Origin of the sequence: Cyanobium sp. PCC 7001 (assembly GCF_000155635.1) — a bacterium.
In the GTDB taxonomy this organism is placed as follows: Bacteria; Cyanobacteriota; Cyanobacteriia; order PCC-6307; family Cyanobiaceae; genus NIES-981.
Genome location: NZ_DS990556.1, coordinates 1,346,503 through 1,368,248, shown reverse-complemented (window position 1 = coordinate 1,368,248; position 21,746 = coordinate 1,346,503). Strand labels below are relative to the sequence as shown.

The following is a 21,746-nucleotide window of genomic DNA, read 5'->3' as shown; positions in this document are numbered from 1 at the left end:
ATCCGCATCAGCGGACGGTGGCTCCTGGGGACCAGGGTGCGGACCAGGGTCCTGGCGTTCCGCTTCCTGCCGGTCGATGCAGGTGGAGCAGAACACGCGGCCTTTCTGCTGCATGTAGAGCCGCAGGGAACGCTCGATCTGCACGCCGCATCCGGCACAGGAGAACAGGGGGCTCATCGGTCCGGGCGATCCCCACGATCTTCGAGCCCGGCGCCGATTCGCGCTGTAACGGACAGGGGCGGACACCAGCGTTCCTTAACCAACAACTCACGTTGATTGGTCACGCTGGAGGTCTGTCCCTCGCCCGGTTCCGATGGCTGCCCACCACCCGGCCGCGGCTGTGCTGCCGCTTCTGGCGGCCCTGCTGGCCGCCTGCGGCCCCTCCCCGGAACCGCAGGTCACCCCCATCCGGATCACGGGCTCCAGCATCCGTGTCGCCGATCCTCGAGCGTGCCATCGCCGGCTACGGCAGCACCGCCCGGGGCCGCGGCGTGAAGCTGGAGCTCAGCGTGGTGGGCACCAGCGCCGGCCTGCGGGCCTTCTGTTCCGGCGAGGTCCCGATCGCCAACGCCTCGCGCCCGATCAGCAGCGAGGAGCTCCAGGTCTGCGCCGACGCGGGCATCACCTTCATCGAACTGCCCCTGGCCTTCGATGCCCTCACGGTGGCGGTGAACCCCGGCAACAGCTGGGCAACCGCGATCTCCACCGAGGAGCTGCAGCGCACCTGGTCGCGGTCTGCCCAGGGCAGGGTGAAGCGCTGGAACCAGATCAACGGCGCCTGGCCCGACAACCCCCTGCGTCTCTGCGCGCCGGGAGCGGATTCCGGCACCTTCGATTACTTCAACGAGGCGATCAATGGCGGCAAGGCCAACGCCCGCACCGATGTGGAGAGCAGCGAAGACGACACGGTGCTGGTGGCTTGCGTGGCCAGCGATCCCAACGCCATGGCCTATTTCGGCTTCGCCTACTACACCGCCAATGCTGAACGGATCAGGGCCCTGCCCATCGCTGCCCCGGGGGCCGAGCCGGTGCCGCCCTCGGTGAGCGCGGTGCAGAAGGGTCTCTACAAGCCGCTGGCACGGCCGCTGTTCATCTACGTCAATGACCGGCAGATGCTCGCCGATGACGAGATCCGCAGCTTCGTGGGCTACACCGTGGGCAATGGCCTGCGCTTCGTGGAACAGGCGGGCTCCATCCCGCTGCCGGCGGACACCTACAGGCTGGTGGAATCCAAGCTCTACCGGCACATCCTCGGCACCTCCTTCGGAGGGGATCTGCCGGTGGGCCTGGGGATCGAGGCGGCCCTGCGGCGCAGCTTCGACGACACCCGCAAGCCTGAATTCCGCTAGGCCGGCAACGCCTGGCGGGGCGGCGTGGGCAGCCGCGTGCTGGTCAGCGCGGCCAGGGCCACCAGCAGCGCCGAGCACCAGAGGCAGGCCTGCAGCCCACCCACCAGGAACAGGGCACCCGAGAGCAGGGTGCCCACCAGCCGGCCGGCGGCATTGGCCATGTAGTAGAAGCCCACGTTGAGGCTCACATCCTCGGCTTCGGTGTAGGCCAGGATCATGTAGCTGTGGATCGAGGAATTCATGGCGAACACCACCCCGAACACGGCCAGACCCAGCACCACGGCGATGCCGGCCTGACCCGTCTGGCGCCAGAGACTGATGGCGATCAGGGCCGGAATGGCGCTGAGCACGGCGCTCCAGAACTGCACGGCCGCCACCCCGGGCGGGGCCGTCTGCCCCCAGCTGCGGCGCAGGGCCGGCACCGCCCCCTGCACGATCCCGTAGCCGATCACCCACAGGCCCATGAAGCCGCCCACCTCCCAGTAACGCCAGCCCAGAGCCGCCTGCAGGAACACCGGCAGGGCCACCACGAACCACACATCCCGGGCGCCGAACAGGAAGAAGCGCGCCAGCGACAGCACGTTGATGCCCCGGGATTTCGAGAACAGGGCCGTGAAGGCGGGTTTCCGCTTCATGCGGCCGAGGTCGCCGGGCAGCACCAGCGTGATCAGAAAGGCCAGGGCCAGACCGGCGGCCATGGCGCCCACGGCGGCGTTGAAGCCGATCGTGGTGAGCAGCACGCCGCCCAGAAAGAACCCCACCCCCTTGAGGGCGTTCTTGGAACCGGTGAGGATCGCCACCCACTGGAACAGCTGGGTCTCGCCGCGGCTGTGGTCGTCGGGGGTCTCCGGCACCACGGTCTTGATGGCGCTCTTGGCGCTCATCTTGTTGAGGTCCTTGGCGATGCCGCTGATCGCCTGGGCCACCATCACGTAGGCCACGCTCCACCACTTCGGCCAGGTTTCGGCCACGGGGATCAGCATCAGCAGGGCCGCCACCTGCAGCAGGGTGCCGCTCCAGAGGGTGAGCCTCAGCCCGAAGCGGGCCCCCAGCCAGCCCCCGTAGAGGTTGGTCACCACCCCGAACACCTCGTAGAAGAGGAAGAGAAAGGCGATCTCCAGGGTGGAGTAGCCCAGCTGATGGAAGTGGAACACCACCAGCATCCGCAGGGCGCCGTCGGTGAGGGTAAAGGCCCAGTAGTTGGCGGTCACGATGGCGTACTGCTGCAGCGCGCTCAGGGGCTGCCGTGGGCTGAGGGCCCCCATCACTTGCCCTCCGCCGCAGCCACGTGACAGGCCAGATCGGCCATCCGGCAGCTGTAGCCCCACTCGTTGTCGTACCAGGCGACGACCTTGAGCTGGGTGCCGTTCACCACCAGCGTGGAGGGGGCATCGACGATGGCGCTGCGGCTGTCGTTGACGAAATCCACCGACACCAGGGGCCGGGTTTCGATGCCCAGGATTCCCTGCAGCGGGCCCCGCGCCGCCGCCGCGAAGGCGGCATTCACCGCCTCGGCGCTCACCGGCCGCTCCAGCTCGAACACCGCGTCGGTGAGGGAGGCGTTGAGCAGCGGCACCCGCACCGCATGGCCGTTGAGCCTGCCCTCCAGCTCCGGGAAGATCAGGCCGATCGCCCGGGCCGAACCGGTGCTGGTGGGGATCAGGCTGTGCAGGCAGGAGCGGGCCCGGCGCAGATCGGCCTTGAAGCCATCCACCACCACCTGGGTGTTGGTCACATCGTGAAGGGTGGTGATCGAGCCGTGACGGATGCCGAAGGTCTCGTGCACCACCTTCACCACCGGCGCCAGGCAGTTGGTGGTGCAGGAAGCCGCCGTGATCACCCGGTGGCGGCTCGGGTCATAGAGCCCGTGGTTGATGCCGAACACGATGTTCAGCACCGGCTCGCCGGCCACGCTGCCCTTCACCGGGCAGGCCACGATCACCCGCTCCACCCCGAGATCGGCGATGTAGGGCGCCAGGGTTTCGGGCGTCTTGAGCGTGCCGCTGCACTCCAGCACCAGCTCCACGCCCAGCTGGCGCCAGGGCACCTGCGCCGGATCGGCGGCCTGGGACCAGCCCACCGCCTGCGACTCCACCTGGAATCCCCCGGCGCCGGCGCTCACCGCGTGGCTCCAGCGGCCGTGCACCGAATCGAATTCCAGCAGGTGTGCGGCCGCGGCGGCATCCCCGGCCCTGTCGTTCACGTGCACCAGCTCGATGCCCGGCCGGCCCCAGAGGGCGCGGAACACGAGCCGCCCGATGCGGCCGAAGCCGTTGATGCCCACCTTCATGCCCAGCCCGCAGCTGCAGCCAGTGTCCCATCAAGAAGAGTTGATGGGTGTTAGGGCGGGGTTAAGGCGGTGGCGCTGTGAGAGCAGGGGCCGCCAGGGTATTGCCTCACCAGAGGGCAGTGCCTCACCAGGGCAGCACCTCGCCGTTGGCATGCCAGAAGGTGCCCGAGTTCTCCAGGGTGAGCCCGTCGATGCGCTGCAGCAGTCCCCGCACCGCCTGCTCCGGGCTGATGCCCTGCGGGGTGAAGCCGGTCATGCGGGTGCTCACCAGGCCGGGGTGCAGGATCGCCACGGCGATGCCGCGGGGCTTGAGATCGATCGCCAGCGACTTGCCGGCCATGCACAGCGCCACCTTCGACATCCGGTAGCCGTAGGAGCCGCCGGAGCTGTTGTCGGCGAGCGAACCCATGCGGCTGGTCATCAGCGCCAGCTTTGAGCCGGGATGCAGCAGGGGCAGCAGGGCGCGGCTGAGCTGCAGGGGCCCCAGGGCGTTCACGGCGAACTGGCGCCGGATGCTCTCCGCATCGAGGTCCTCCAGGCTGGTGCGCTCCAGGATGCCGGCGTTGTGGATCACCACATCGAGCGGCAGGCCGTCGAGACGCCGCACCAGAGCGGCGATGGCCTCGGGGGAGGTGATGTCCACCCCCGGTTCGATCCGCACCCCCAGGCTCTCCAGCTCCGGGGAGGGGGTGCGACACACGGCCACCACCGTGTCCCCCCGCCTCTGCAGCTGGCGGCAGTACTCGGTGCCGATGCCGCGGTTGGCGCCGGTGATCAGCGTTGTGGCCATGGCTGGGAATGTCGGGAGAGAAGGACGGCCCTCCGCACCTTCTCACCGGTCGGGGGCGGATGGATAGTCAAATCAGAAGCCCTTCATTCCAGGAGGTCAGCACCATGGCTCTCTTGAAACGTGAATCCCTCAGGGATGTGGAAGATCTCTTCGACCGCTACACCCTGTCGCTGCCGTGGCCCTTCGGCCGCAGCGGTTCAGCCCTGGCCGGCTCCGCCCTGCAGGACTGGCATCCCAGGGTGGACATCTCCGAATCCGACCATGGCTATGAGGTGCGGGCCGACATCCCCGGCGTCCGCAAGGACGACCTCAAGGTGACCCTGCAGGACGGGGTGCTCACCATCCAGGGCGAGCGCCATCAGGAGCAGAAGCACGAGAGTGAGCGCCTGCACCGGGTGGAGCGGAGCTACGGCAGCTTCAGCCGCAGCTTCCATCTCCCCGAGGATGCCGATGCCGCCGCGATGAGCGCCACCGCCTGCGATGGCCAGCTCACCGTGACGGTGCCGCGCAAAGGACCTGCCCCCGGCGCTGAGCCGGTGCAGATCCCTGTGCAGTAGCCGTCGTGATGCGGTCCGGCTTGGGCGGAGCTCAGTCCGTTGCGGGCTCCGCCTGGGCCGCCGCCGCGGCGTTGAGCAGCTGCTCGGCCAGGCCATCGGGATCGGCGATGGCGTCGATGCCGGGGCCCGCGTTGCCGAGCAGCTCCGGGTGAGCGCAGAGGTTGTCGAGCAGGTGGGCCAGAAAGCCGCTCTCGCCCTGCAGCAGCTCGCGGGCGACGCGACCCTGACGGCCGCCGATGCACCAGGCCAGGGCGCCATCGCGCTGGCGGATCAGCACCGCCGGCTTCTGGGGCATCTGGCGGTGGATCGTGCCGGGGTCATCACTGGCGAAGAAGCTCTCGGCTTCATCGGCGCTGCAGCGGATCAGCTGGGCGGCCTGGGCCAGCGGCCTGAACCGGCGCATCACCTCAGCCGTGGGCGGGGTGTTGTCAGGCAGACCCCACTGCTTGGGTTGCCAGTCCACCGCCAGGGCGATCGAAACGCCGGTGGGCAGAGCGCGGGTGAGCACCATCTGCAGCACCTGATTGCGGGTGGTGTCGGCCAGGGCATGGCTGGTCACCAGCAGCCAGAACGATCCGTTCACTTCCGGCAGCAGCCGTTCGGTGAGGCCAGCCGGGGTGGTTCCTGCGGCGTGGTTGCGGAACGCTTCAGCGAAATCCACCACGCCGCTGGCGGCGGTGCGGTTGCTGCTGTTGGTGGTCTCGGTGGTCATGGAAGGCATGGGGGTGCTGGGTGTCGGGATGGTCTCGATCGGGGAATCGCAGTCGGAACCGGCGATCGGGGCATGGCAGGCGTGCCAGTGCGGGATCGGGATTCAGCGCTGCTGCATCGCGAAGTCGTGGAATCGCTGGGCCAGGGTCTGGAACACGTCATCGCTCTTGCGCAGCAGCGATTCCCAGCTCTCCTGGGTGGCCTGCTGCAGCTGCTCCAGCTGGGCCTGGGCCTGATCGCGCGCCTGGGTGAGTTCGGCCAGACGGAGTTCGGTGGCCGTACGGACACTGTCAGCCGCTGAATCCAGGGCTTGCTGCACTTGATCGATCTGCTGCGACCAGGCTTCGATCTGGGCTTCCTTCTTGTTCAGGATCGCCTGGCGCAGCTGCTCATCGGCTTCGCGCAGCTTCATCGGCCGGTTGTCCTGCACAGCGCTGGCAGAGGACGGGGCGTTGGTGGGGGTGGTGGTGTTGCTCAGGGTGGTGGTGTTCATAACGTCGTTTTAGAGAATTTGATTAGGGTGATCAGCACGGATGCAGGCATTCGGGCCTTCGCTACAGGCCTCGATGCGGGCACGTGGTGGCCTCGGATTGGCTGAGATCCAAGCTCAGCGCTGCATACCAAGGGGATGGGCGCACATCTGCAGGGATCCGCCCGGCCCGGTTGAAGAATGGGCCAATTGAGGAAACACTGCAGCAAAAGAGCGCAATCAAAACGCGCTTCGCTGCGACATCCGTTGAAACAACAATACCATCTTGCCCTGTGATGTCAACCCTCGGCGCATCAATTCTTAGGCGCACCGTACTGCTTCATCGCTGTTATCCCGTGCCATCACTGCGGTTTCGGCGATTGATGTCCTGGGCATCATTCCTGCGCATTGCTGCGCTCTGATGCGGTGCTGTTGGCTGCGCTGCTGTTGACGGCCTGCTCCGCGCTCCGGTGGTTCCATCGCTGGTCTGGGAGCCGCATCACCAGGCCGTTGGGCTCACCGCGCAGCCGGATGACCTGCTCGGCATGCTCTGGTCCAGGGGCTCAGCGGCGTGCTCCGGCTTGACAGGACCGGGGCGTCCCTGTTCAGGCCTGCTGCTGAACCGAGAGAATGGTGGGCCATTGCCAACCGAACCAGCGCCCGGTGCCGCAGCAGATCACCCGCCGACCTCGCCATGTGTGAACTGCTGGGCCTCAACGCCAACACCCCCACCGACATGGGCTTCTCCTTCCGGGGGCTCAGCCGGCGGGGCGGCGGCACCAGCGAGCACGCCGACGGCTGGGGGCTGGCCAGCTTCACCCCGGATGGCCGCGGCCTCACCCTGCTGCGGGAGGAGGCTCCAGCCGCCTTCTCCGCCCTGGCGGAGCAGCTGGCCGAACGCTCGCCCCGGGCCCTGGTGAGCATCGCCCACATCCGCAAGGCCACCCGCGGTGTGGTGGCCCTGGAGAACTGCCACCCCTTTTCCCGCCGCTGGCGCGGCCAGACCTGGGCGTTTGCCCACAACGGCGATCTGGAGGGCACCATCCCTGTGGGCCCCCGGTACCGCCCCTTCGGCTCCACCGACAGCGAGGCCGCCTTCTGCTGGATCCTGGAGCAGCTGGATCAGGGGCCGCTCGATCCCCACGACCCCGAGGCCCTGCTGGAGCGGTTGCATGGCTGTGCCGCCGCACTGGCGGAGCGGGGCACCTTCAATGCCCTGATCAGCAATGGCCAGTGGCTTTTCGCCACCGCCACCAGTCGGATGCACTGGCTCACCCGCCGGGCCCCGTTCCGTCGGGCCACCCTCGCCGATGCCCCGTTGCAGGTGGATTTCGCCGCCCTCACCTCGGCCACGGATGTGGTGACGATCCTCAGCACCGAGCCCCTTACCTCCGATGAGCAGTGGCAGAGCGTTCTGCCTGGGGAGTCGCTGCTGTTCCGCGCCGGGGAGTTGGCGGGCCGGCGCCGGCACGCCGTGCGCCCCGCACCCGCCGTGCCGCCCCAGCCCCCGGCGCCCCTCAGCGCAGGAAGAACGCCGCCGCCACCAGCAGCCCCAGCAGCACCACCCCCGCCCGCAGCCGTTCGGGATTGATCCGGCTGGCCAGCCGGCCGCCGAGGGCTCCGCCGGCCGCCGATCCCGTCGCCATCACCACGGCCGCCGTGGCGTGCAGCTGACCCGAGCCCAGAAACAGCAGGGCGGCGGCCAGGTTCACGGCCAGGGCCAGGGCCTGCTTGAGACCGTTGAGCCGGGTGAGGCTGCCGGTGAGCATCACGGCCAGCACCGCCAGCAGGATCACGCTCAGCCCCGCGCCGAAATAGCCGCCGTAGATCGAGGCCAGGACCACCGGACCCACGGCCAGCCGCTCCAGCCGCCCCGGCCGGCTGGCGTGGGGATGGGCCAGCAGCCAGCGACGCAGCCGCTGCTGCAGGGCCAGCAGCACCGTGCCCAGCAGGATCAGCCAGGGCACCATGCTGCCGAACAGCGCGTCGCCGCCGAGCAGCAGCAGCATCCCGCCCAGCAGTCCGCCCAGGGCCGCCGCCGGCATCAGCAGCAGCAGGCGGGAGCGCTGGCCGAGCAGGTCGCTGCGCTGGGCCGCCGCGGCGCCGCCGTAGCCCGGCAGCAGGGCCACGGTGTTGGTCACGTTGGCCACCACCGGCGGCAGCCCCACGGCCGTGAGCACCGGAAAACTGATCAGGGAACCGCCGCCTGCGATCGCGTTCACCAGCCCGGCCAGCACCGCCGCCAGGGCGATCAGCACCAGCTCGAAGGCGCCGAGGCTGACGCTGGCGGTGGCGGTGGCGGCCAGGGCATCGGGCACGGTGGAAAGAGGCGCTGGCAGCGGAACGGTCGCCGCTCCAGAGCATGACGGCCAGCGCCTACCCCGACTGTGCCGGCGGGCACCCGGCTCTGGCGCCCTGCCCGATGAGGATGGCGGCCGCGTCCCACTGATCCGGATCCCCCGGCATGGCCCGTTCCGCGTCCACAGGCCTGGACTCCGCGCCGGGCCGCGCCGTCGCCGGGGTGAGCCTGGCGGAGGCGGCCCGTTTCTGGCTGCAGCTGGGGCTGGTGAGCTTCGGTGGGCCGGCGGGGCAGATCGCCCTGCTCCACCGCGAACTGGTGGAGCGGCGCCGCTGGCTGAGCGAGCGGCGCTACCTGCACGCCCTCAACTACTGCATGCTGCTGCCGGGGCCGGAGGCCACCCAGCTGGCCACCTACCTGGGCTGGCTGATGCACGGGGTGCCGGGCGGCCTGATCGCCGGGGGGCTGTTCCTGGCCCCGTCGGTGCTGGTGCTCACGGCCCTGGCCACGGCCTACGCCCTCTGGGGACAGCTGCCCCTGCTGGTGGCGGTGTTCGCGGCGCTCAAGCCCGCGGTGCTGGCGATCGTGCTGGTGGCGGCCTGGCGGCTGGGCCGGCGGATCCTGGCCACGCCGCTGTTGGTGGGGATTGCCGCGGCCGCCTTCCTGGCGCTGGCCGTCCTGCGGCTGCCCTATCCCGTGGTGGTGGGGGCGGCCGCACTCACCGGCCTGGTGGTGGGGCGATGGCGGCCTGTGCTCCTGCTGGGCCGGGGCGCCACAGCGGCGGCTCCCTCCGCGGCCGCCCCCGCCCCCGTGGCCGACCCCGGTCAACGGGGAACCGGAGGAGCCGCGAGAGCCGATCCATGGCGACCACACCCCCCACCCCCGCCCACGCCCGCTTCTCACGCCGGGGCCTGGCCGTGACGCTGCTGGCCTGGGGCCTGGCCCTGCTGGTGCCTTTGGCCCTGCTCACGGCGGCCACGGGCTGGGAGGGAACCCCGGCGCTGATGGCCCGTTTCTTCACGCGGGTGGCCCTGCTCAGCTTCGGCGGTGCCTACGCCGTGCTGCCCTACGTGGTGCAGGGGGCGGTGGAGCAGTTCGGCTGGCTCAGCCCGGCCCAGATGCTGGATGGCCTGGCCCTGGGGGAAACCACGCCCGGGCCGCTGATCATGGTGGTGGCCTTCGTGGGCTTCATGGGCGGCTGGAACGGCTCCCAGGGCAGTTGGCCCGCCGCGGTGGCCGCCACCCTGGTCACGGTGTGGTTCTCCTTCCTGCCGTCGTTCGGCTTCATCCTGGCCGGGGCACCGCTGGTGGAGGCCAGCCGCGGCGATCTGCGCCTGGGCCCGCCGCTCACGGCCATCACGGCGGCGGTGGTGGGGGTGATCGCCAGCCTGGCGGTGGTGTTCGCCGGGCCGGTGCTGTGGCCTGCGGGCCAGTTCGCGCTCCCCGCCGCCGTGGTGCTGGGGCTGGCCCTGGGGGCGCTGCTGGGGCTGCGCTGGGGCGTGCTGCAGCTGATCGGCGTGGCTGCCGCGGCGGGAGCGCTGGCGGCACGGGTGGGTCCGTGGCTGGCCGCTCTCCTCAGATGAGCCTGCCGGTCCAGTGCAGGCTCCCTCACTGGATTCGAAGCCACGACCCGCGGCTCGAGAGGTGCCCAGGTGATGCCCGCATCCACGCCCACTCCTGCAGTGATGGCCAGGCCCTGGGCTGGTCGGGGCCCTGCTCAGGGCGCCGCCGGAGACCGGCCCCGCAGCTGGCTGACCAGCAGCGCCAGCACGAAGACGGTGAACTGCACAATCACCACGCAGGGCCCCGACGGCAGGTTGGTGAGCCCCGATCCCAGCAGCCCCAGCAGGGCACAGCCCCCACCCATCGCCGCCGAGCTGGCCACGTAGACCGGGAAGCGGCGGCTCAGCAGCCGGCCGGCGCAGGCGGGGATCACCACAAAGGCGCTGATCAGCAGCACCCCCACCGCCTTGATCGACACCGCCACCACCACCGCCAGCAACACGATGAAGGCCAGGCGGTGCCAGCTGGGCCGGATGCCGAAGGCGCTGGCCAGGTCGTCGTTGAGGGTGAGCAGCACCTGAGCCCGCAGGCTCAGGGCCAGATAGACCAGAGCGCCCAGCAGCAGCGCGGTGATCACGGCCAGGTCGTGCCAGGCGATGCCGAGGATGTCGCCGAACAGCAGCTGCTGGATGCCGCCCTGGTAGGTCTCCACCAGGCTGAGCGCCACCACGGCCAGCGCCAGGGAGGTGGAATACACGATGTTGAGAAGAGCATCGGCGGGCAGGCGGCTGCGCTGCACCAGCTGGTTCACCAGCAGCGCCAGGGTCACCACGAACGGGATCAGCACCAGGGTGGGGTTGATCCCCAGCAGGATGCCGATGGTGATGCCGAGCAGGGCCGAGTGGCCGAGGGCATCGCTGAAGAACGAGAGCTGGCGCAGCACCGCGAAGCTGCCCAACAGTCCGCCGAGGCTGCCGGTGAGCAGGCCGCCCAGCAGGGCCCGCTGCATGAACGGCTGGGCCAGCACGGTGGAGAGCGCTGCAGGGTCAGCCACGCATGCCACCGCTGCCGGCGCTGTGGTGGTGGTGGTGGTAGGGCACCACGTTCGGCCCGTAGAGCTCGGCCAGACGGGCGGGGCTGAGGGCGTGGTCCGGGGCTCCGCAGCAGCGCAGGCGGCGGTTGAGGCACAGCACCTGATCACAGCTGCGCCGCACCATCTCCAGATCGTGGGAGATCTGCAGCACCGTCCAGCCCTCCTGGCGGCGAAGCTCCAGCAACAGCTGCTGAAACCGCTCGCTGGAGGGGGCGTCCAGACCGGCCTGGGCCTCGTCCAGCACCAGCAGCTGCCGGGGCCGCACCACGCAGAAGGCCAGCAGCACCCGCTTGAGCTGGCCGCCGGAGAGTTCGCTCAGCAGCCGCCCTCCCAGATCGGCGCAATCGGTGCGCTCCAACGCGCGCCGCACCGCCCCCTGGCGGCCGCGGCCACCGATCCAGGAGAGGCGCGGGCCCGGCGGATCGAACCCGAAGCCCACGAATTCCGCCACCGTGAGGGGAAAACGCCCCTGCAGGGCCAGAGTCTGGGGGAGGTAGGCGATCTGGGCGCGCACCGAGCGGGGCAGCTGCCCTGCCGGGCCCAGGGTGTGGCCGAGGATCCGCACCGTGCCGGCCTGCCGGGGCAACAGACCGAGCACGGCCGCCACCAGGGTGCTCTTCCCCGCGCCATTGGGGCCCACCAGGGCGGTGTCCGTTTCCGGAGCCAGCTGGAAGCTCACGCCATCCACGGCCAGCAGCCCACCGCGTTGCACGGTGAGGTCCTGCACCTCCAGAACGGCCGGGCCCCTGATGCCGCTCATCCGCCGAAGGCCTGACGCAGGTTGGCGGCATTGCTGCGCATCACCTGCAGATAGGTGGAAGGATCGCCGGAGGCCTGCTCGGAGCCGGTTTCGAGGGGGTCGAACACCACGATCGCCACGCCAAGGTCCCCAGCCAGCGTATTGAACGACCGGTTGCCTTCCTGGGGTTCGCTCAGCAAGGCCTTCAGTTCACTGCGCTTCACGATCTCGCTCACCCGGATCAGATCGGCGGGGGAGGGGTTGATTTCGGGCACGTCCACCACGAACTCGGCATCGAGGCCGAAGCGCTCGGCGAAGTAGGGAGCGAAGTCGTGGAACGCCACGAAGGACTGGCCGCGGAAGGGCCCGAGCTGCTCTGCGATCTCGCCGTTGAGCTGCCGCAGCTGGGCGGTGTAGGCGGCGGCGTTGCGGCGGTAGCCCTCGGCGCAGCCGGGATCGGCTTCCACCAGGCCATCGCGGATGGTCTCCACCTGTTGCACCGCCCGCAGCGGATCGAGCCAGATGTGGGGATTCACGGGCCCGTGGGCATGGCCGTGATCATGGCCGTCGCCGTGGCCGTGGTCTTCGGGGGTGTCGATGGTGGCGACGCCCTGGCTCGAATCCACCACCACCAGCGATGCGTTCTCGGCCGACGCCACCAGCTTGTCGAGGAAGCCCTCCAGCCCCAGGCCGTTCTTCACCAGCACCTGAGCCTCCCGCAGGGTGGCCACATCCCCTGGCTTGGCCTGGAAGTCGTGGGGGCCGCTGCCGGGGGGGATGAGAGCCGTCACCGTGGCGCAGTCGCCCGCCACCGCCCGGGTGAACAGGGTGATCGGCAGGAAGGTGGTCACCACCTTGAGGTCGCCGGCTTGGGTGTCGGCGCCTGGCCCGGGGAGCGGCCGCGGCGCACCGCAGGCCACCAGCGATGCCGCAACGGTGAGCAGGGCGGCACGGCTCAGCAGCGGCCGGAGCCAGGAGCCAGGATCAGCGACCACAGATAAAACGAGAACCGTTCTCACTCTATTGCGCCTGCCGATGGCGTCCACCCGTTGCCGGCAGGCGCCGCCAGCTCAGGGCGTTGAAACCCTGGCCATCTCCCTCCAGGGGCAGCAGGCGCACCTTGGCGGGAATGCCGCTGAACTGGCCAGGGGGTTCCGCGGTCGAGGGCATCTGCCGCGCCGCCATCAAGGCCTGATCGCCGCCCCGCTGCCAGGCGGAAATCCCCCCGACAGAACGCCCCCTGTTGGATTCGAACCAACGACCGGCTGCTTAGAAGGCTGAGCGTCCTAGCTGAGAGTCGTTGACACCACTGGCTCCAGACCTTGCCCGTCGGCCTCACGCGTGAAGGATGCGTGAGTTATCGGGGCTAAGCTGGGTCCATTGGGTCATTCGGGGGCCATTAGCTGGTGCAGTGCGGCGCGCCCTACGGCCTCCGTTTCGACTACGCGGCATGGCTGGCCGCGGGTGCTGAGGGCACCGATCGGCTCCCGTGGTCGGGGCCCTGCTGCGCTGAGCCGGACTGGCTCACTGGCCCGCAGCTGACGGCCGATGGCCTGGCGGCGCTGCTGAGCGTCTCCACCAGGTCGGTCCAGGTCATGGCCCGCAAGACGCTCAAGCACTTCGATGCCGAGCTGTGGGCAGAGCTGACGAGGCTCTCCACCCGCCCCCAGCAGCAGCAGGAAGCGGAGCTGCGCGAGGAGTTGGCCGGCATGCTTACAGCCGCCGAGCGGCTCGAGGCGCCCGCATCTCGAGCCGCGGCCTCTGAGGCGATCGCCAAGACCGTGGCCAAGCTGGAGCAGGTCAGCACGTCCCTACGCGAGCAGCAGGCCGCACCGCCAGCCCCAGCAGGTTGGGCTGGGATTCCACCCGCTCTCCCTGCTGACTGGGGTGAGCGCGTGATCCTGCTGGGCTTCTCCGCAAACCCCAACCCCGCAGACCTACGCCCGGCTGATCAGTGCCAGCCCGTCAGGGACCCAGCTGACCCACGGCTCGGCTTTGCCATCGTCTGCGCTGCTGGCCGGGGCCGGGGGAAGGGTTTGCGGTTCCGCCGCACCACCTTGGGGGGCTGGAACGCCGAGCCGCCGCCAGTGCTTCCCCGCTGGATGACGGTGATCGGGCCGGAGGGTTCCCCCGGCCCCTGACGGTGCGCCGATCAGGGCGCCACGGTGCTGGCGATGATCGTGCTCGGCTGCATGACCGCCACATCTGCCGCGTTCCATGTGATGAACCGGGTTCCGCCGCTGGTTGCCAGGGCGTAGGGGTCAGCCTGCGCCGTTGGAGCCCCCCAGAACACCTCCAGGATTCGGCTGGTGTCGATCAAGGCCACGGTGTTGGCGGTGACGCCAGCTGAGACCCCACAGGGAACCCCCAGGAGCCGCCAGCCGGGCGGGTTGGCGCTCTGGTCAACTTCCAGCACATACCTGCCCACATCCGGGGCACTGTCCTGCAGCAGCAGGTCAGCCACCAGGCTGGGGGAGACCAGGAACGCGGCGCTGCCGAGCCCGCCGCCTGCGCTGATGTAGCTCTCGATCATCGCCGCCAGCTCCGCGCGGGTTGGGAGCGCACCGGCCCAGTTGGTGGCAGCTGGTGCGTCGGGGTGGTTCAGGATCCCGATCGGTGCGCCGCCGGTGCCGTCACCTGCCAGGAACCCACTCTCGGCCGTGGTCCGGATGGCGGCGCTCATCTCGTTGCGGACGAAATCATCCATCACGAACGCCGTTTGATTCATCAGTCGCCGCGATACGTCCAGCGCCGCACCGATCAGGTGAGGCGTGCAGGTCTGATTTCGAACCGGCAGGGTGATCTCTGGGATCGTGCCCCCTTCGGCCACCCAGGCGGCGCTGGTGACACCACTATCAGCGCCCGGGAAGAAAACCTCTCCCTCCGCTTCGTCTGACTTCAGCTCCAGCCGGCGCACGCCGCACTCGACCAGGGCCGTGGCGGGCCGGAGCGCGTTGGCGACTGACCCGAGCACTGTGCTGGTGAGGGCACCACCTGCCTCGACCGTCCCGGTGCCCATCGCCCGACCTTCCCAGATCATCCCCTCGAACTGGCGCGCCGCGGCCATGGTTGCGGCTGGGACGCCCTTTCCCCGGCAGTTGCGGAACCCGAGCGCGCGCAGGATGTCCGAGACGTTCTCGATGTCCCGGTGACGCTTGTCTGCGGGATCGTTGGGGCGCAGCTCCAGCTGGAGGGCGTAGTCAAAAAGCAGTGCGCAGCTGTATGTGGAAGCTCGCAGTGTGGGCTGGTATCCCTCAGTAGATCGGGCCATGGTTGCGGTGGTTCGCAGTGTTTCAGCCACACAATCGCGGGCGCTAGGCTTCTTCCTAGGGACGTGGTTCAGGTTCGGTCGTTATGTTTCAGTTGCTCGATGCTGGCGGGTGGCAGTCGGATTGGCTGCCGCTCGGCGAGGCGCTCGAAAAGCTCGGCATGAGTCGCACCACCTTCTGGCGGCTCCGCCGTGAGGGGCTGATTTCTGCGGTGGCACTGTGTCGCGTCGGCCCCGGGCGGCGCTCACCTCTGCGGGTCAACGTTCCGGCCGTTCTGGCCCACCTGCACGGCCGCACCATCCGCCTGGAGTCGGTGGAGAGCTGAGCCCCAGGGTTGCAGCGGGTCGCATCGCCGAATGTTCGGGTTAGGCCGGCCTATTGCCTGTTAACTCGCGCTGCTGCTGGGGGTTAACTCGCCTGAGAATCATTCTCACTCGCCTGAGAATGGTTCTCAGGCGCGTCCCAGCTGTGTGGCCGGTGCTGGCTGCTAACCCTGAAAATCCCTGGCGCTAGAAAAAGCGAGCGGCACAGATCACCCGTAGGGTATACCCCCACCCAAAGGACCCGTAACATTTAGAGCGGCACAGTTGCCATAGCTAACTCCTGCTGACGGTCGGTTACACCAGGGGCGGGGCGATGTTCGATCGTTTCGTTTTCACTTTCTCTCCAGCGCTGGGCAGGGCTGCGCGGCCTGGCACTGGCTCGGCCACCTGCTGCTGCCGCTGGCGGTGCAGCCCCCACCGCCCCCGGCCTGCCGGGTCTGGCGACGGCTGGCGCCGATGGTCCCGGCGGCCGGGGGAGGGGGAGGGGGATCAACCGGCCAGGGCGGGCCCGGCATCGACGGGGAGGGGGCAGTTCCCAGGCCCCCCGGGGGGCATTTCGCAGGGGGGAGGGGGGTGCTTTCTGCCGGGGGTGCCAGCCGTTGCTGAGCAGCTGGGCAGATCGAGGGGGAGGGCTGGTCAGCGGCGGATGCGATCGGCCGGGGCTTTGACCAGCAGCAGCTCGCGCAAGGTGTAGGCGTTGGTGCCGCCACGCTTGCGGGGCTCGGCATTGAAGCGCCGGCGGTATCGGGAGGCGACCATGGCGGGGCTCAGCCTTCGGGCTGGATGATTGCCGCGGCTGAGCCAGCCGGCCAGGGTGCGCCGGTCTGCGTCTGGCGGGCATGGTTCGGCCCAGGGATCGGCCTCGGGGCGGTGCTGGTGCCGTGCTGCCGGCGCGTCGTAGGCCGCGGCGAGACGAGCCCGGGCAGCGGCCAGGGCGTCGGACTTGGCGGCGGACTTGGCGGGTGCCAGGGCTGGCGCTGGGTCGTGGGCGTCGGCGCCCAGCTCCGTGAGGCAGGGCCACCCGCTGCTGCTGGGCTGCCCGGGCGCTGGGGCGTGCCAGATGCGCGCGATCGATCCGCAGTGGACGCAGTGTAAACGCGTGAAGGTGGCTGCAGGTGCTGGGGTCAGCCGGGCCGGATAACCGCAGCTGGCGCAGTGCAGCAGATAGGAGCCTTCCCTATCGGGCTCTGGCAGTGGCCCGCTTACGTTCATCATCACCACCGGCCCCCAAGTTGCTGGCTTGATTGTAGGCGAAGTGTTCAGTATTGAGCGAGCCTCCGGACACCTTCTCCGCCGCGATGGCACGGGCTGCGCGTCTGGATTGCGCGGAATCGAGAGGACACAGATCAGGCCAGCCGGGCGGGTGCGGGGTGTCATCATCGGGCGGGCTGCTGTGGTGGCGTGCGCTGGGTCGGTGCATTGCCTGGCTTCATTCGTGCCGCTCAGGCTATCGCCAGGGTTCGGGATTGGCACCGGCCATAGGTAGGCGCTGGCTGATCTCCGCCATGATCCGCCGGGCCTCTGCTGGCGATGCGTCCGGTTCGGCCTCGAGTGTGTCGAGCTGCTCCAGCAGCAGGCCGGCCAGCTCGTGCAGGCTGGGGCGCTGGTCTGCTGTGGTGGTCTGGCTGGTGGGCATGTGTGGCTGATGCGGTGCCGCTCCATCCTGCGCGGCTGGGCCACACTCCGGGCGGCTTACTTCACCCGCGTTGATGGTCCTACTGCGCAGCAGATCAACAGCGGTTACGGCTTCGCAGTCGCGGCAGGGTCGGCCAGTAGCTCGAATGTCACGGCATCACCGGAGCGGGTGACTTGAACGGCGGGCCATCGTTGGCGGTGTCCGCTGGCGCGGCAGATCATCGACCATCGCGGGGTCTTGTCCACGATGCGTTCCACTACGCGTGCAGCGTCGGCCATGTGGAGCATGTAGAGCAGCCGATCTACAAAGGTGCAGCAGCATTCGGCCGTGGTCGGGATCTGCAGCACGCAGGCGTGTTGTACCTGCCTGGCCAGCTGGCGAGGTGTTGGGCGGGTGAGTGTGGCGGCGGCCATGAGGGCGGAAGCTGGGGCCACTGACAGGCTACCGGCGCTGGAATGTTCGGGGTTCCGGTTCAGTCTCTGCCCGGTAGATTGGGGGCGTATGTTGCAACCTGTCCGCCGTCATGTTCGCTCCGCTGCTCCACCTTCCGGCCTTGATGCACTCACCGCCGCGGCCTGCTGATCCGGCGCCGGTCGTCATCACCGAAGCTCCGCCGGTGGCATCGACGATCGGCCCAGCAGCAGGGCCAGGGCGGACTGCCCAGCCGCACCAGCTGCGGCGGCCTGCTGCGAAGCGGCCTGCAGACCGGCGGCCGGCGCATGAGTTCATCTCGGCCGCTGAGGCGTTCCGCGAGGTGCTCGAGCGGTTCGGTGATCGGGAAGCGCAGCGGGTGCTGGCGGAGCTGGAGAAGCGGGGCGCCTACGGGTCGCACGGCGTCCATGCGCCGACCCTGGACCTTGTGGCGGAGCAGGTGGAGCGCTCGCACTCCCATCGGGCATCGGAGCGGGCGCGGGTGGCGGATGCGCTGTTCCGCGCGCGCGACTTCACCCGCTGAGCGGGTCAGCGGTCGGGCCGTTGCTTGGCCCGACACTTGTCGCTGCCCTAATTCTCACCGCGAGAGGAGTTCTGACCGAATTAGGAGCGGCGACGGGTGGCCATTAGCTCCGCGTGAAGACTCGAAGCCGTAATACTTTTTGGAGGCTTTCTCCTGAGGGCTGCAACAGCGATCGCAATGTCTGCCAGCTCAATACCGAGTTCATCGACTTCGTAATTCGCCTGACCAGTGATTACAGCTCGTAGCTTTTTCCTACGTCCTGGATCCTTGGCTGGGTATGCAGCCAGCACTGCATCCAAGCCGCTTCGGATGCCAAGGCCAGTGGCACAAGCAAGATCATCAAGCATGGTGGCCAACCTCTCGCTTAGGTCGCGAGCCTCTGAGGGTGACAGGTTCAGGTCTCCGACGTATGGCAGCTGTAACAAACCAACCGCTAGCTCAGCCCAGTCCCCAAACCGTAGAGGTTCCTTGTGGCGTTCTGGGTGGTGTAGCCAAGTCGAGTCGTCTAGCCAGGCATCATCGATGCCAAATGGCTTGTGAGGGCCATAGAGCCTGTGGCACTCGCTAGCGCCTTCAACTTGCCACCTGTAGATAGCAACATTGATTTCGTAGAAGCTGTCGAGATTGGTAAGTCCTGGCTTCTTGATGTTGCCATTGCGAAGATGGCTTACCTGGCTATGAATAAGGATGCCGTCTTCGCCGCATGCCCAATCCGCAAGAGCGCTCAATCTGCGAATGCTAAGGCCGCTGCGGCCAAGCCACCAGTTTAAGACTGAAGCGAGGTGCTCCTTGCCCTTGGTGTGCCTTCTCGTGACGAGCAGTCTATTGCGGTAATCATTTGCTTTCCCGCCAGCCTGATCACTGCTTGATGGCTTGGTCATGGTTTTATCTGATTGAAACGTAGCGATTCGAGTGGCGAGTGCTTCGGAGAGAAGAATAGGCTTATTCATGAACTCCAGCCCAGGGCGATTCTGGCCCCTCTATTTCTTGTTTCCAGTCTCTTCATCGGCTCTGTGTATAGGGAAGGCCATGTACTTCGCCAAGCTAACCACAGCTTTTCGGTTTGCCGTTCATGCGGATACAAAACAGCCTTGCTGTTGGTGTGTCGTATCTCCCTGTGGCTCCAGCCCCCTTCGCGGCTTCGATCTTTCGAGTGCCACGCCTGACGCGAGGCAGTTGGGCGCGACAATCGCGAGCCTGTTCGCCTGTCCCGGCGACCCAACCGCCTCGCGTCAGCATTGGAAGCGTTCCGCTGCAGGCGATGGCTGGCAACCCAGGCTGGTGGCTGATCGATCCCGCCACCGGCTGGGCGCTGCGATTCCGCTGGCTGCGCACCGGCAACTGGCACCACCACCTCGAGGTGATCAAGGGGAAGGCGATGGGTCAGGAGCCGGCGCTGCTGGCATGGCGCCGTGAGCTGCCAGCCAGGGAAGCGCGGGAGCTCTGGCGAGAGCATCGCCGGCAGGGCTGGCAGCCAGGGCCGCCGCAGTGGTGACAGGCAGCCCGACCATGCCGGGAGCCGCGGGGCCGCCGCGGTGCCGGCCGGCATCACCCGATCGGGTGGTTCGGCATCCCCCGATGGGGTGACTGGGTGAGGGCGTGCTGTCACCTGATCGGGTGATGCCTTCTCCCCCGATGGGATGACCGGGTGCGGCCCAGGCATCCCCCGATCGGGTGAGCGGCGCAGCTCGCCAGCAGGGCCAGCGCGGCGGCTGCAGGGGGTTCTCCGCCCTTCAGATCTGGCCTTGGCCCCCGAAGGTCACCTGGCAGGCCGCGTTGATCAACTGGGCCTCCGCCGGGCTGGTGGGCACCTCTCCATTGAGGAGGCCCTCATTGCAGTCGGCTTGCATCTGGTAGGTGCCGCCGCCGTTGTAGACCGCGAAGGTCACCCCGGAGTCTTCGATCGGCTGCACGCTGCCGTAGTACAGCTGCCAGTTGCTTTGCGGCACCAGCACGGTGGGCTGGCGCTGCTGGATGGCCCGGTCAACGGCGTTGTTGATGATGGCCGCCGTGGCGAGGGTGGTGATGCCCCAAACCACCGACTGACCGAACCACCAGCCCCACGGTGGGGAACTGGAGCCCCAGCCGCCATACCAGCCTCCACCCCAGGGTCGGTTGTTGTACCAGCCGTTGTTACGGGCCCAGCCGGGATTGCCGTAGTAGCTGTTGACAACGGTCCGTCGGGTCCAGATGTTGCGGTTCCTGCGGTTGTTGTAGCTGCGCCAGCGGTTGCTGTCCCAGTCGTTCCAGCGGTCCGACCCCCTGCGATAGCCACTGTTGTAGCCCTTTTGGTAGCCGCGGTCGCGCCCCTTGTTGAGGCCCTCGCGGTAGCCGGAGCGCACCCCTTTGTCGTAGCCCTTCTCCTTGCCGTCTTTCACACCCCTGTCATAGATCCGATCCTTTTGCTTCTGGTTGAGCTCGCGTTGCTGTTGGGTAGACCGCTTGATGGAGTCGGTGTTGTTATTTCTGTTCTTATCCTTGTTCTTATTCTGTTGCTGTTTCTTATTCTGATCGGATTTCTTCCTGGGTTGCTCTTTCTCCTCTTTGTTCTTCTTTTTCTTCTTCTTGTCGTTGTCGTCTTCGTCCTTGGCCAGCAGAAGCTGCTGGGGAATGGGCGAGGCTGTCTGCTGCGCCACGGCAGCCAGGGCGGGGAGTGTGCCGCTGCAGGCCATGACCAAGGCCATGGCAGTGGCCGGGAAGGCCAGGCGGCGTAGGGGAGAAGGGCTGTGGATCGGAATCATGCCCATGGTGTTCAGAACGAACATGTCTTCAGTATGGTCACGTCACAGCGAAGCGGGCAGGGCGGTTGAGCTGGTGGGCGGAGCCGGCGTCACACCATCCACCCCCCGATGCCAGTGAAGGCAATTTCAACCGCACGGCTCAGGTCGTGTCCCTCCCCGTTGCGGGCCATTCCCCGGGTGGCGATGGCAAGCGCCGCCCGCATGGGACAGGCACCATCCGCTATCGCGCAGGGTTGACTCCAGCTGTTCCCAGCCCCCCGCCAGCAGGGAATCAGGCGCGGCGGGTCTGTCCCTGTAGGTGCGCCATGCCTGCCGGATACAGGCCGCGGCCTGCTCCGGTGTCATGCCAGGCGCCGGCCTGGCCCATTGCGGCCTGCTGGCTGCTGCGGCGGTTGTCATCGGTTCATGGTGCAGGGGGTTGGGGTGCGGCTCGGTCTGGGTCGGCTGCCTGCTGTGGGGGCTGGTGAGGGCAGCACCGCGGCGGATGCGATCGGGGCGGCATCACAGCCCCAGATCGGGCTGTTCGTCGTCGCGCTCCTCCTCGATCAGCGCATCGAGCGCGCGGCCGATCTGCTGGCGGGTGGCGCGGCCGGCCAGGCGCTCGGTTACCAGCTGCAGCGCTTGCGGGTGGGTGGGTGCCATGCGTGCAGCTCCCAGCGCCTCGGACACCAGCTGCTGGGTGGTGGTGGCGGTCCCCGGCGAGGCCGGGGCTGGAGCTGGTGCTACTGGAGGCGGTGCCGCTTCGCGCCGATCGGCGCTAACCGCCAGCTGCCGGTCGATATCGACCCGGATCTGCTCCAGGGTCAGGACCCCGCCAAGGTTCGCGAAGACCGCCTCGACCACGCCGGGGTCATCGGGGCCCAGCAGCTCGGCATCCATGGCGCCGACCACCAGCTCGGTATGGGTCGGCTGGGCTGGTGACGCCGGGGTGGCTGGTTGCGCTGGGGCTGGTTGTTGTGGGTGGGAGCCAGGGAACCCTGCTTTGTTCCCTCGCGCGGGGCTCTCGTTTTTTGGGTTCTCTG

The 21,746-nt window shown here is 68.3% G+C and carries 26 protein-coding genes; 9 read left to right on the top strand and 17 right to left on the bottom strand.

Annotated features, from left to right (window positions below; genetic code table 11):
- The first annotated feature begins 431 nt into the window (after positions 1-431).
- Positions 432-1,349, top strand: coding sequence for a phosphate ABC transporter substrate-binding protein PstS family protein (locus CPCC7001_RS06730; protein WP_006911276.1), 918 nt, complete (start codon positions 432-434; stop codon positions 1,347-1,349).
- Here the strand turns inward: CPCC7001_RS06730 and arsJ are convergent.
- The 3 genes from arsJ to CPCC7001_RS06715 all read right to left on the bottom strand — a co-directional run bounded on the left by arsJ (position 1,346) and on the right by CPCC7001_RS06715 (position 4,429).
- Positions 1,346-2,614 (bottom strand): organoarsenical effux MFS transporter ArsJ, encoded by a 1,269-nt coding sequence (gene arsJ, locus CPCC7001_RS06725; protein ID WP_043368724.1) that lies wholly within the window; start codon positions 2,612-2,614, stop codon positions 1,346-1,348. The genes CPCC7001_RS06730 and arsJ overlap by 4 nt on opposite strands.
- Positions 2,614-3,639, bottom strand: coding sequence for an ArsJ-associated glyceraldehyde-3-phosphate dehydrogenase (locus tag CPCC7001_RS06720; protein WP_006910105.1), 1,026 nt, complete (start codon positions 3,637-3,639; stop codon positions 2,614-2,616). The genes arsJ and CPCC7001_RS06720 overlap by 1 nt, the downstream gene beginning before the upstream one ends.
- 124 nt (positions 3,640-3,763) lie before the next feature.
- Complete coding sequence (locus CPCC7001_RS06715) at positions 3,764-4,429, bottom strand: SDR family oxidoreductase (protein ID WP_006909244.1); 666 nt, start codon at positions 4,427-4,429, stop codon at positions 3,764-3,766.
- Positions 4,430-4,533: 104 nt separating this feature from the next.
- Here CPCC7001_RS06715 and CPCC7001_RS06710 point away from each other — a divergent pair, with 104 nt between their 5' ends.
- The gene (locus CPCC7001_RS06710; RefSeq protein WP_006911067.1) at positions 4,534-4,986 is read left to right on the top strand and encodes an Hsp20/alpha crystallin family protein; all 453 of its coding nucleotides are present in this window, start codon (positions 4,534-4,536) and stop codon (positions 4,984-4,986) included.
- A gap of 31 nt (positions 4,987-5,017) precedes the next feature.
- On the opposite strand, the gene CPCC7001_RS06705 is transcribed toward CPCC7001_RS06710, so the two are convergent.
- Positions 5,018-5,698 (bottom strand): hypothetical protein, encoded by a 681-nt coding sequence (locus CPCC7001_RS06705; RefSeq protein WP_006910722.1) that lies wholly within the window; start codon positions 5,696-5,698, stop codon positions 5,018-5,020.
- Positions 5,699-5,800: 102 nt separating this feature from the next.
- Positions 5,801-6,190, bottom strand: coding sequence for a hypothetical protein (locus tag CPCC7001_RS06700; RefSeq protein ID WP_006910633.1), 390 nt, complete (start codon positions 6,188-6,190; stop codon positions 5,801-5,803).
- Positions 6,191-6,860: 670 nt separating this feature from the next.
- Between CPCC7001_RS06700 and CPCC7001_RS06695 the strand changes: the two genes are divergently transcribed.
- Positions 6,861-7,757 carry a class II glutamine amidotransferase gene (locus tag CPCC7001_RS06695; RefSeq protein WP_050757086.1) on the top strand — a complete coding sequence of 299 codons (897 nt, stop codon included), beginning with the start codon at positions 6,861-6,863 and terminating at the stop codon, positions 7,755-7,757.
- Here the strand turns inward: CPCC7001_RS06695 and CPCC7001_RS06690 are convergent.
- The gene (locus CPCC7001_RS06690; RefSeq protein WP_006910231.1) at positions 7,684-8,484 is read right to left on the bottom strand and encodes a sulfite exporter TauE/SafE family protein; all 801 of its coding nucleotides are present in this window, start codon (positions 8,482-8,484) and stop codon (positions 7,684-7,686) included. The two genes, CPCC7001_RS06695 and CPCC7001_RS06690, sit on opposite strands and share 74 nt — an antisense overlap.
- A gap of 146 nt (positions 8,485-8,630) precedes the next feature.
- Between CPCC7001_RS06690 and CPCC7001_RS15510 the strand changes: the two genes are divergently transcribed.
- Both CPCC7001_RS15510 and CPCC7001_RS15505 read left to right on the top strand, forming a co-directional pair.
- The gene (locus tag CPCC7001_RS15510; RefSeq protein ID WP_198006464.1) at positions 8,631-9,386 is read left to right on the top strand and encodes a chromate transporter; all 756 of its coding nucleotides are present in this window, start codon (positions 8,631-8,633) and stop codon (positions 9,384-9,386) included.
- Positions 9,326-10,048 carry a chromate transporter gene (locus CPCC7001_RS15505; protein WP_198006463.1) on the top strand — a complete coding sequence of 241 codons (723 nt, stop codon included), beginning with the start codon at positions 9,326-9,328 and terminating at the stop codon, positions 10,046-10,048. The genes CPCC7001_RS15510 and CPCC7001_RS15505 overlap by 61 nt, the downstream gene beginning before the upstream one ends.
- A 134-nt stretch (positions 10,049-10,182) precedes the next feature.
- On the opposite strand, the gene CPCC7001_RS06680 is transcribed toward CPCC7001_RS15505, so the two are convergent.
- The 4 genes from CPCC7001_RS06680 to CPCC7001_RS15120 are packed head-to-tail and all read right to left on the bottom strand — an operon-like array spanning position 10,183 to position 12,970.
- Complete coding sequence (locus CPCC7001_RS06680) at positions 10,183-11,022, bottom strand: metal ABC transporter permease (protein WP_006910711.1); 840 nt, start codon at positions 11,020-11,022, stop codon at positions 10,183-10,185.
- Positions 11,015-11,821, bottom strand: coding sequence for a metal ABC transporter ATP-binding protein (locus tag CPCC7001_RS06675; protein ID WP_006909673.1), 807 nt, complete (start codon positions 11,819-11,821; stop codon positions 11,015-11,017). The genes CPCC7001_RS06680 and CPCC7001_RS06675 overlap by 8 nt, the downstream gene beginning before the upstream one ends.
- Positions 11,818-12,795 carry a metal ABC transporter solute-binding protein, Zn/Mn family gene (locus CPCC7001_RS06670; RefSeq protein WP_006910981.1) on the bottom strand — a complete coding sequence of 326 codons (978 nt, stop codon included), beginning with the start codon at positions 12,793-12,795 and terminating at the stop codon, positions 11,818-11,820. Before CPCC7001_RS06670 ends, CPCC7001_RS06675 begins: the two co-directional genes overlap by 4 nt.
- 25 nt (positions 12,796-12,820) lie before the next feature.
- Positions 12,821-12,970, bottom strand: coding sequence for a hypothetical protein (locus CPCC7001_RS15120; protein ID WP_156796716.1), 150 nt, complete (start codon positions 12,968-12,970; stop codon positions 12,821-12,823).
- A gap of 236 nt (positions 12,971-13,206) precedes the next feature.
- Between CPCC7001_RS15120 and CPCC7001_RS06665 the strand changes: the two genes are divergently transcribed.
- The gene (locus CPCC7001_RS06665; RefSeq protein WP_043368723.1) at positions 13,207-13,941 is read left to right on the top strand and encodes a hypothetical protein; all 735 of its coding nucleotides are present in this window, start codon (positions 13,207-13,209) and stop codon (positions 13,939-13,941) included.
- A gap of 11 nt (positions 13,942-13,952) precedes the next feature.
- On the opposite strand, the gene CPCC7001_RS06660 is transcribed toward CPCC7001_RS06665, so the two are convergent.
- Positions 13,953-15,071, bottom strand: coding sequence for a phage major capsid protein (locus CPCC7001_RS06660; protein ID WP_083782599.1), 1,119 nt, complete (start codon positions 15,069-15,071; stop codon positions 13,953-13,955).
- A gap of 92 nt (positions 15,072-15,163) precedes the next feature.
- Here CPCC7001_RS06660 and CPCC7001_RS06655 point away from each other — a divergent pair, with 92 nt between their 5' ends.
- Positions 15,164-15,394 carry a hypothetical protein gene (locus CPCC7001_RS06655; RefSeq protein WP_225867198.1) on the top strand — a complete coding sequence of 77 codons (231 nt, stop codon included), beginning with the start codon at positions 15,164-15,166 and terminating at the stop codon, positions 15,392-15,394.
- Between the two features lie 634 nt (positions 15,395-16,028).
- Here CPCC7001_RS06655 and CPCC7001_RS15900 read toward each other — a convergent pair.
- The 3 genes from CPCC7001_RS15900 to CPCC7001_RS06640 all read right to left on the bottom strand — a co-directional run bounded on the left by CPCC7001_RS15900 (position 16,029) and on the right by CPCC7001_RS06640 (position 17,441).
- A complete protein-coding gene (locus tag CPCC7001_RS15900; RefSeq protein ID WP_255347428.1) occupies positions 16,029-16,151 on the bottom strand; it encodes a hypothetical protein in 123 nt (40 codons plus the stop codon).
- 688 nt (positions 16,152-16,839) lie between these two features.
- The gene (locus CPCC7001_RS06645; RefSeq protein ID WP_006909409.1) at positions 16,840-17,028 is read right to left on the bottom strand and encodes a hypothetical protein; all 189 of its coding nucleotides are present in this window, start codon (positions 17,026-17,028) and stop codon (positions 16,840-16,842) included.
- A 104-nt stretch (positions 17,029-17,132) separates the two neighbouring features.
- Positions 17,133-17,441: a hypothetical protein gene (locus tag CPCC7001_RS06640; protein ID WP_006909351.1), complete on the bottom strand. Its 309-nt coding sequence runs from the start codon at positions 17,439-17,441 to the stop codon at positions 17,133-17,135.
- Positions 17,442-17,551: 110 nt separating this feature from the next.
- On the opposite strand from CPCC7001_RS06640, the gene CPCC7001_RS15115 reads away from it, so the two are divergent.
- Positions 17,552-17,983, top strand: a complete 432-nt coding sequence (locus tag CPCC7001_RS15115) for a hypothetical protein (protein WP_006909769.1) — start codon at positions 17,552-17,554, stop codon at positions 17,981-17,983.
- A gap of 80 nt (positions 17,984-18,063) precedes the next feature.
- On the opposite strand, the gene CPCC7001_RS15110 is transcribed toward CPCC7001_RS15115, so the two are convergent.
- Positions 18,064-18,933: a hypothetical protein gene (locus CPCC7001_RS15110; protein WP_156796714.1), complete on the bottom strand. Its 870-nt coding sequence runs from the start codon at positions 18,931-18,933 to the stop codon at positions 18,064-18,066.
- A gap of 311 nt (positions 18,934-19,244) precedes the next feature.
- Here CPCC7001_RS15110 and CPCC7001_RS15500 point away from each other — a divergent pair, with 311 nt between their 5' ends.
- Positions 19,245-19,478: a DUF1651 domain-containing protein gene (locus tag CPCC7001_RS15500; RefSeq protein ID WP_006910205.1), complete on the top strand. Its 234-nt coding sequence runs from the start codon at positions 19,245-19,247 to the stop codon at positions 19,476-19,478.
- Positions 19,479-19,716: 238 nt separating this feature from the next.
- Here the strand turns inward: CPCC7001_RS15500 and CPCC7001_RS14025 are convergent, their stop codons facing one another.
- Both CPCC7001_RS14025 and CPCC7001_RS15105 read right to left on the bottom strand, forming a co-directional pair.
- Positions 19,717-20,748 (bottom strand): Yae1 family protein, encoded by a 1,032-nt coding sequence (locus CPCC7001_RS14025; RefSeq protein ID WP_006910761.1) that lies wholly within the window; start codon positions 20,746-20,748, stop codon positions 19,717-19,719.
- 477 nt (positions 20,749-21,225) lie between these two features.
- On the bottom strand, positions 21,226-21,603 hold the full coding sequence (locus CPCC7001_RS15105) for a hypothetical protein (RefSeq protein ID WP_156796712.1): 378 nt from the start codon (positions 21,601-21,603) through the stop codon (positions 21,226-21,228).
- Positions 21,604-21,746: the final 143 nt, after the last annotated feature.

Coding starts and splice junctions, on each gene's coding strand:
- CPCC7001_RS06675 (WP_006909673.1), bottom strand. CDS start 11,821: ATGAGCGGCATCAGGGGCCCGGCCGTTCTGGAGGTGCAGGACCTCACC.
- CPCC7001_RS15110 (WP_156796714.1), bottom strand. CDS start 18,933: ATGAATAAGCCTATTCTTCTCTCCGAAGCACTCGCCACTCGAATCGCT.
- CPCC7001_RS06645 (WP_006909409.1), bottom strand. CDS start 17,028: ATGCCCACCAGCCAGACCACCACAGCAGACCAGCGCCCCAGCCTGCAC.
- CPCC7001_RS15505 (WP_198006463.1), top strand. CDS start 9,326: ATGGCGACCACACCCCCCACCCCCGCCCACGCCCGCTTCTCACGCCGG.
- CPCC7001_RS06695 (WP_050757086.1), top strand. CDS start 6,861: ATGTGTGAACTGCTGGGCCTCAACGCCAACACCCCCACCGACATGGGC.
- CPCC7001_RS06705 (WP_006910722.1), bottom strand. CDS start 5,698: ATGACCACCGAGACCACCAACAGCAGCAACCGCACCGCCGCCAGCGGC.
- CPCC7001_RS06700 (WP_006910633.1), bottom strand. CDS start 6,190: ATGAACACCACCACCCTGAGCAACACCACCACCCCCACCAACGCCCCG.
- CPCC7001_RS06720 (WP_006910105.1), bottom strand. CDS start 3,639: ATGAAGGTGGGCATCAACGGCTTCGGCCGCATCGGGCGGCTCGTGTTC.
- CPCC7001_RS15500 (WP_006910205.1), top strand. CDS start 19,245: ATGGCTGGCAACCCAGGCTGGTGGCTGATCGATCCCGCCACCGGCTGG.
- CPCC7001_RS06640 (WP_006909351.1), bottom strand. CDS start 17,441: ATGGCCGCCGCCACACTCACCCGCCCAACACCTCGCCAGCTGGCCAGG.
- CPCC7001_RS15105 (WP_156796712.1), bottom strand. CDS start 21,603: ATGGATGCCGAGCTGCTGGGCCCCGATGACCCCGGCGTGGTCGAGGCG.
- CPCC7001_RS15900 (WP_255347428.1), bottom strand. CDS start 16,151: ATGGTCGCCTCCCGATACCGCCGGCGCTTCAATGCCGAGCCCCGCAAG.
- arsJ (WP_043368724.1), bottom strand. CDS start 2,614: ATGGGGGCCCTCAGCCCACGGCAGCCCCTGAGCGCGCTGCAGCAGTAC.
- CPCC7001_RS15510 (WP_198006464.1), top strand. CDS start 8,631: ATGGCCCGTTCCGCGTCCACAGGCCTGGACTCCGCGCCGGGCCGCGCC.
- CPCC7001_RS06715 (WP_006909244.1), bottom strand. CDS start 4,429: ATGGCCACAACGCTGATCACCGGCGCCAACCGCGGCATCGGCACCGAG.
- CPCC7001_RS06710 (WP_006911067.1), top strand. CDS start 4,534: ATGGCTCTCTTGAAACGTGAATCCCTCAGGGATGTGGAAGATCTCTTC.
- CPCC7001_RS15120 (WP_156796716.1), bottom strand. CDS start 12,970: ATGCCCTCGACCGCGGAACCCCCTGGCCAGTTCAGCGGCATTCCCGCC.
- CPCC7001_RS06660 (WP_083782599.1), bottom strand. CDS start 15,071: ATGGCCCGATCTACTGAGGGATACCAGCCCACACTGCGAGCTTCCACA.
- CPCC7001_RS14025 (WP_006910761.1), bottom strand. CDS start 20,748: ATGTTCGTTCTGAACACCATGGGCATGATTCCGATCCACAGCCCTTCT.
- CPCC7001_RS15115 (WP_006909769.1), top strand. CDS start 17,552: ATGTTCGCTCCGCTGCTCCACCTTCCGGCCTTGATGCACTCACCGCCG.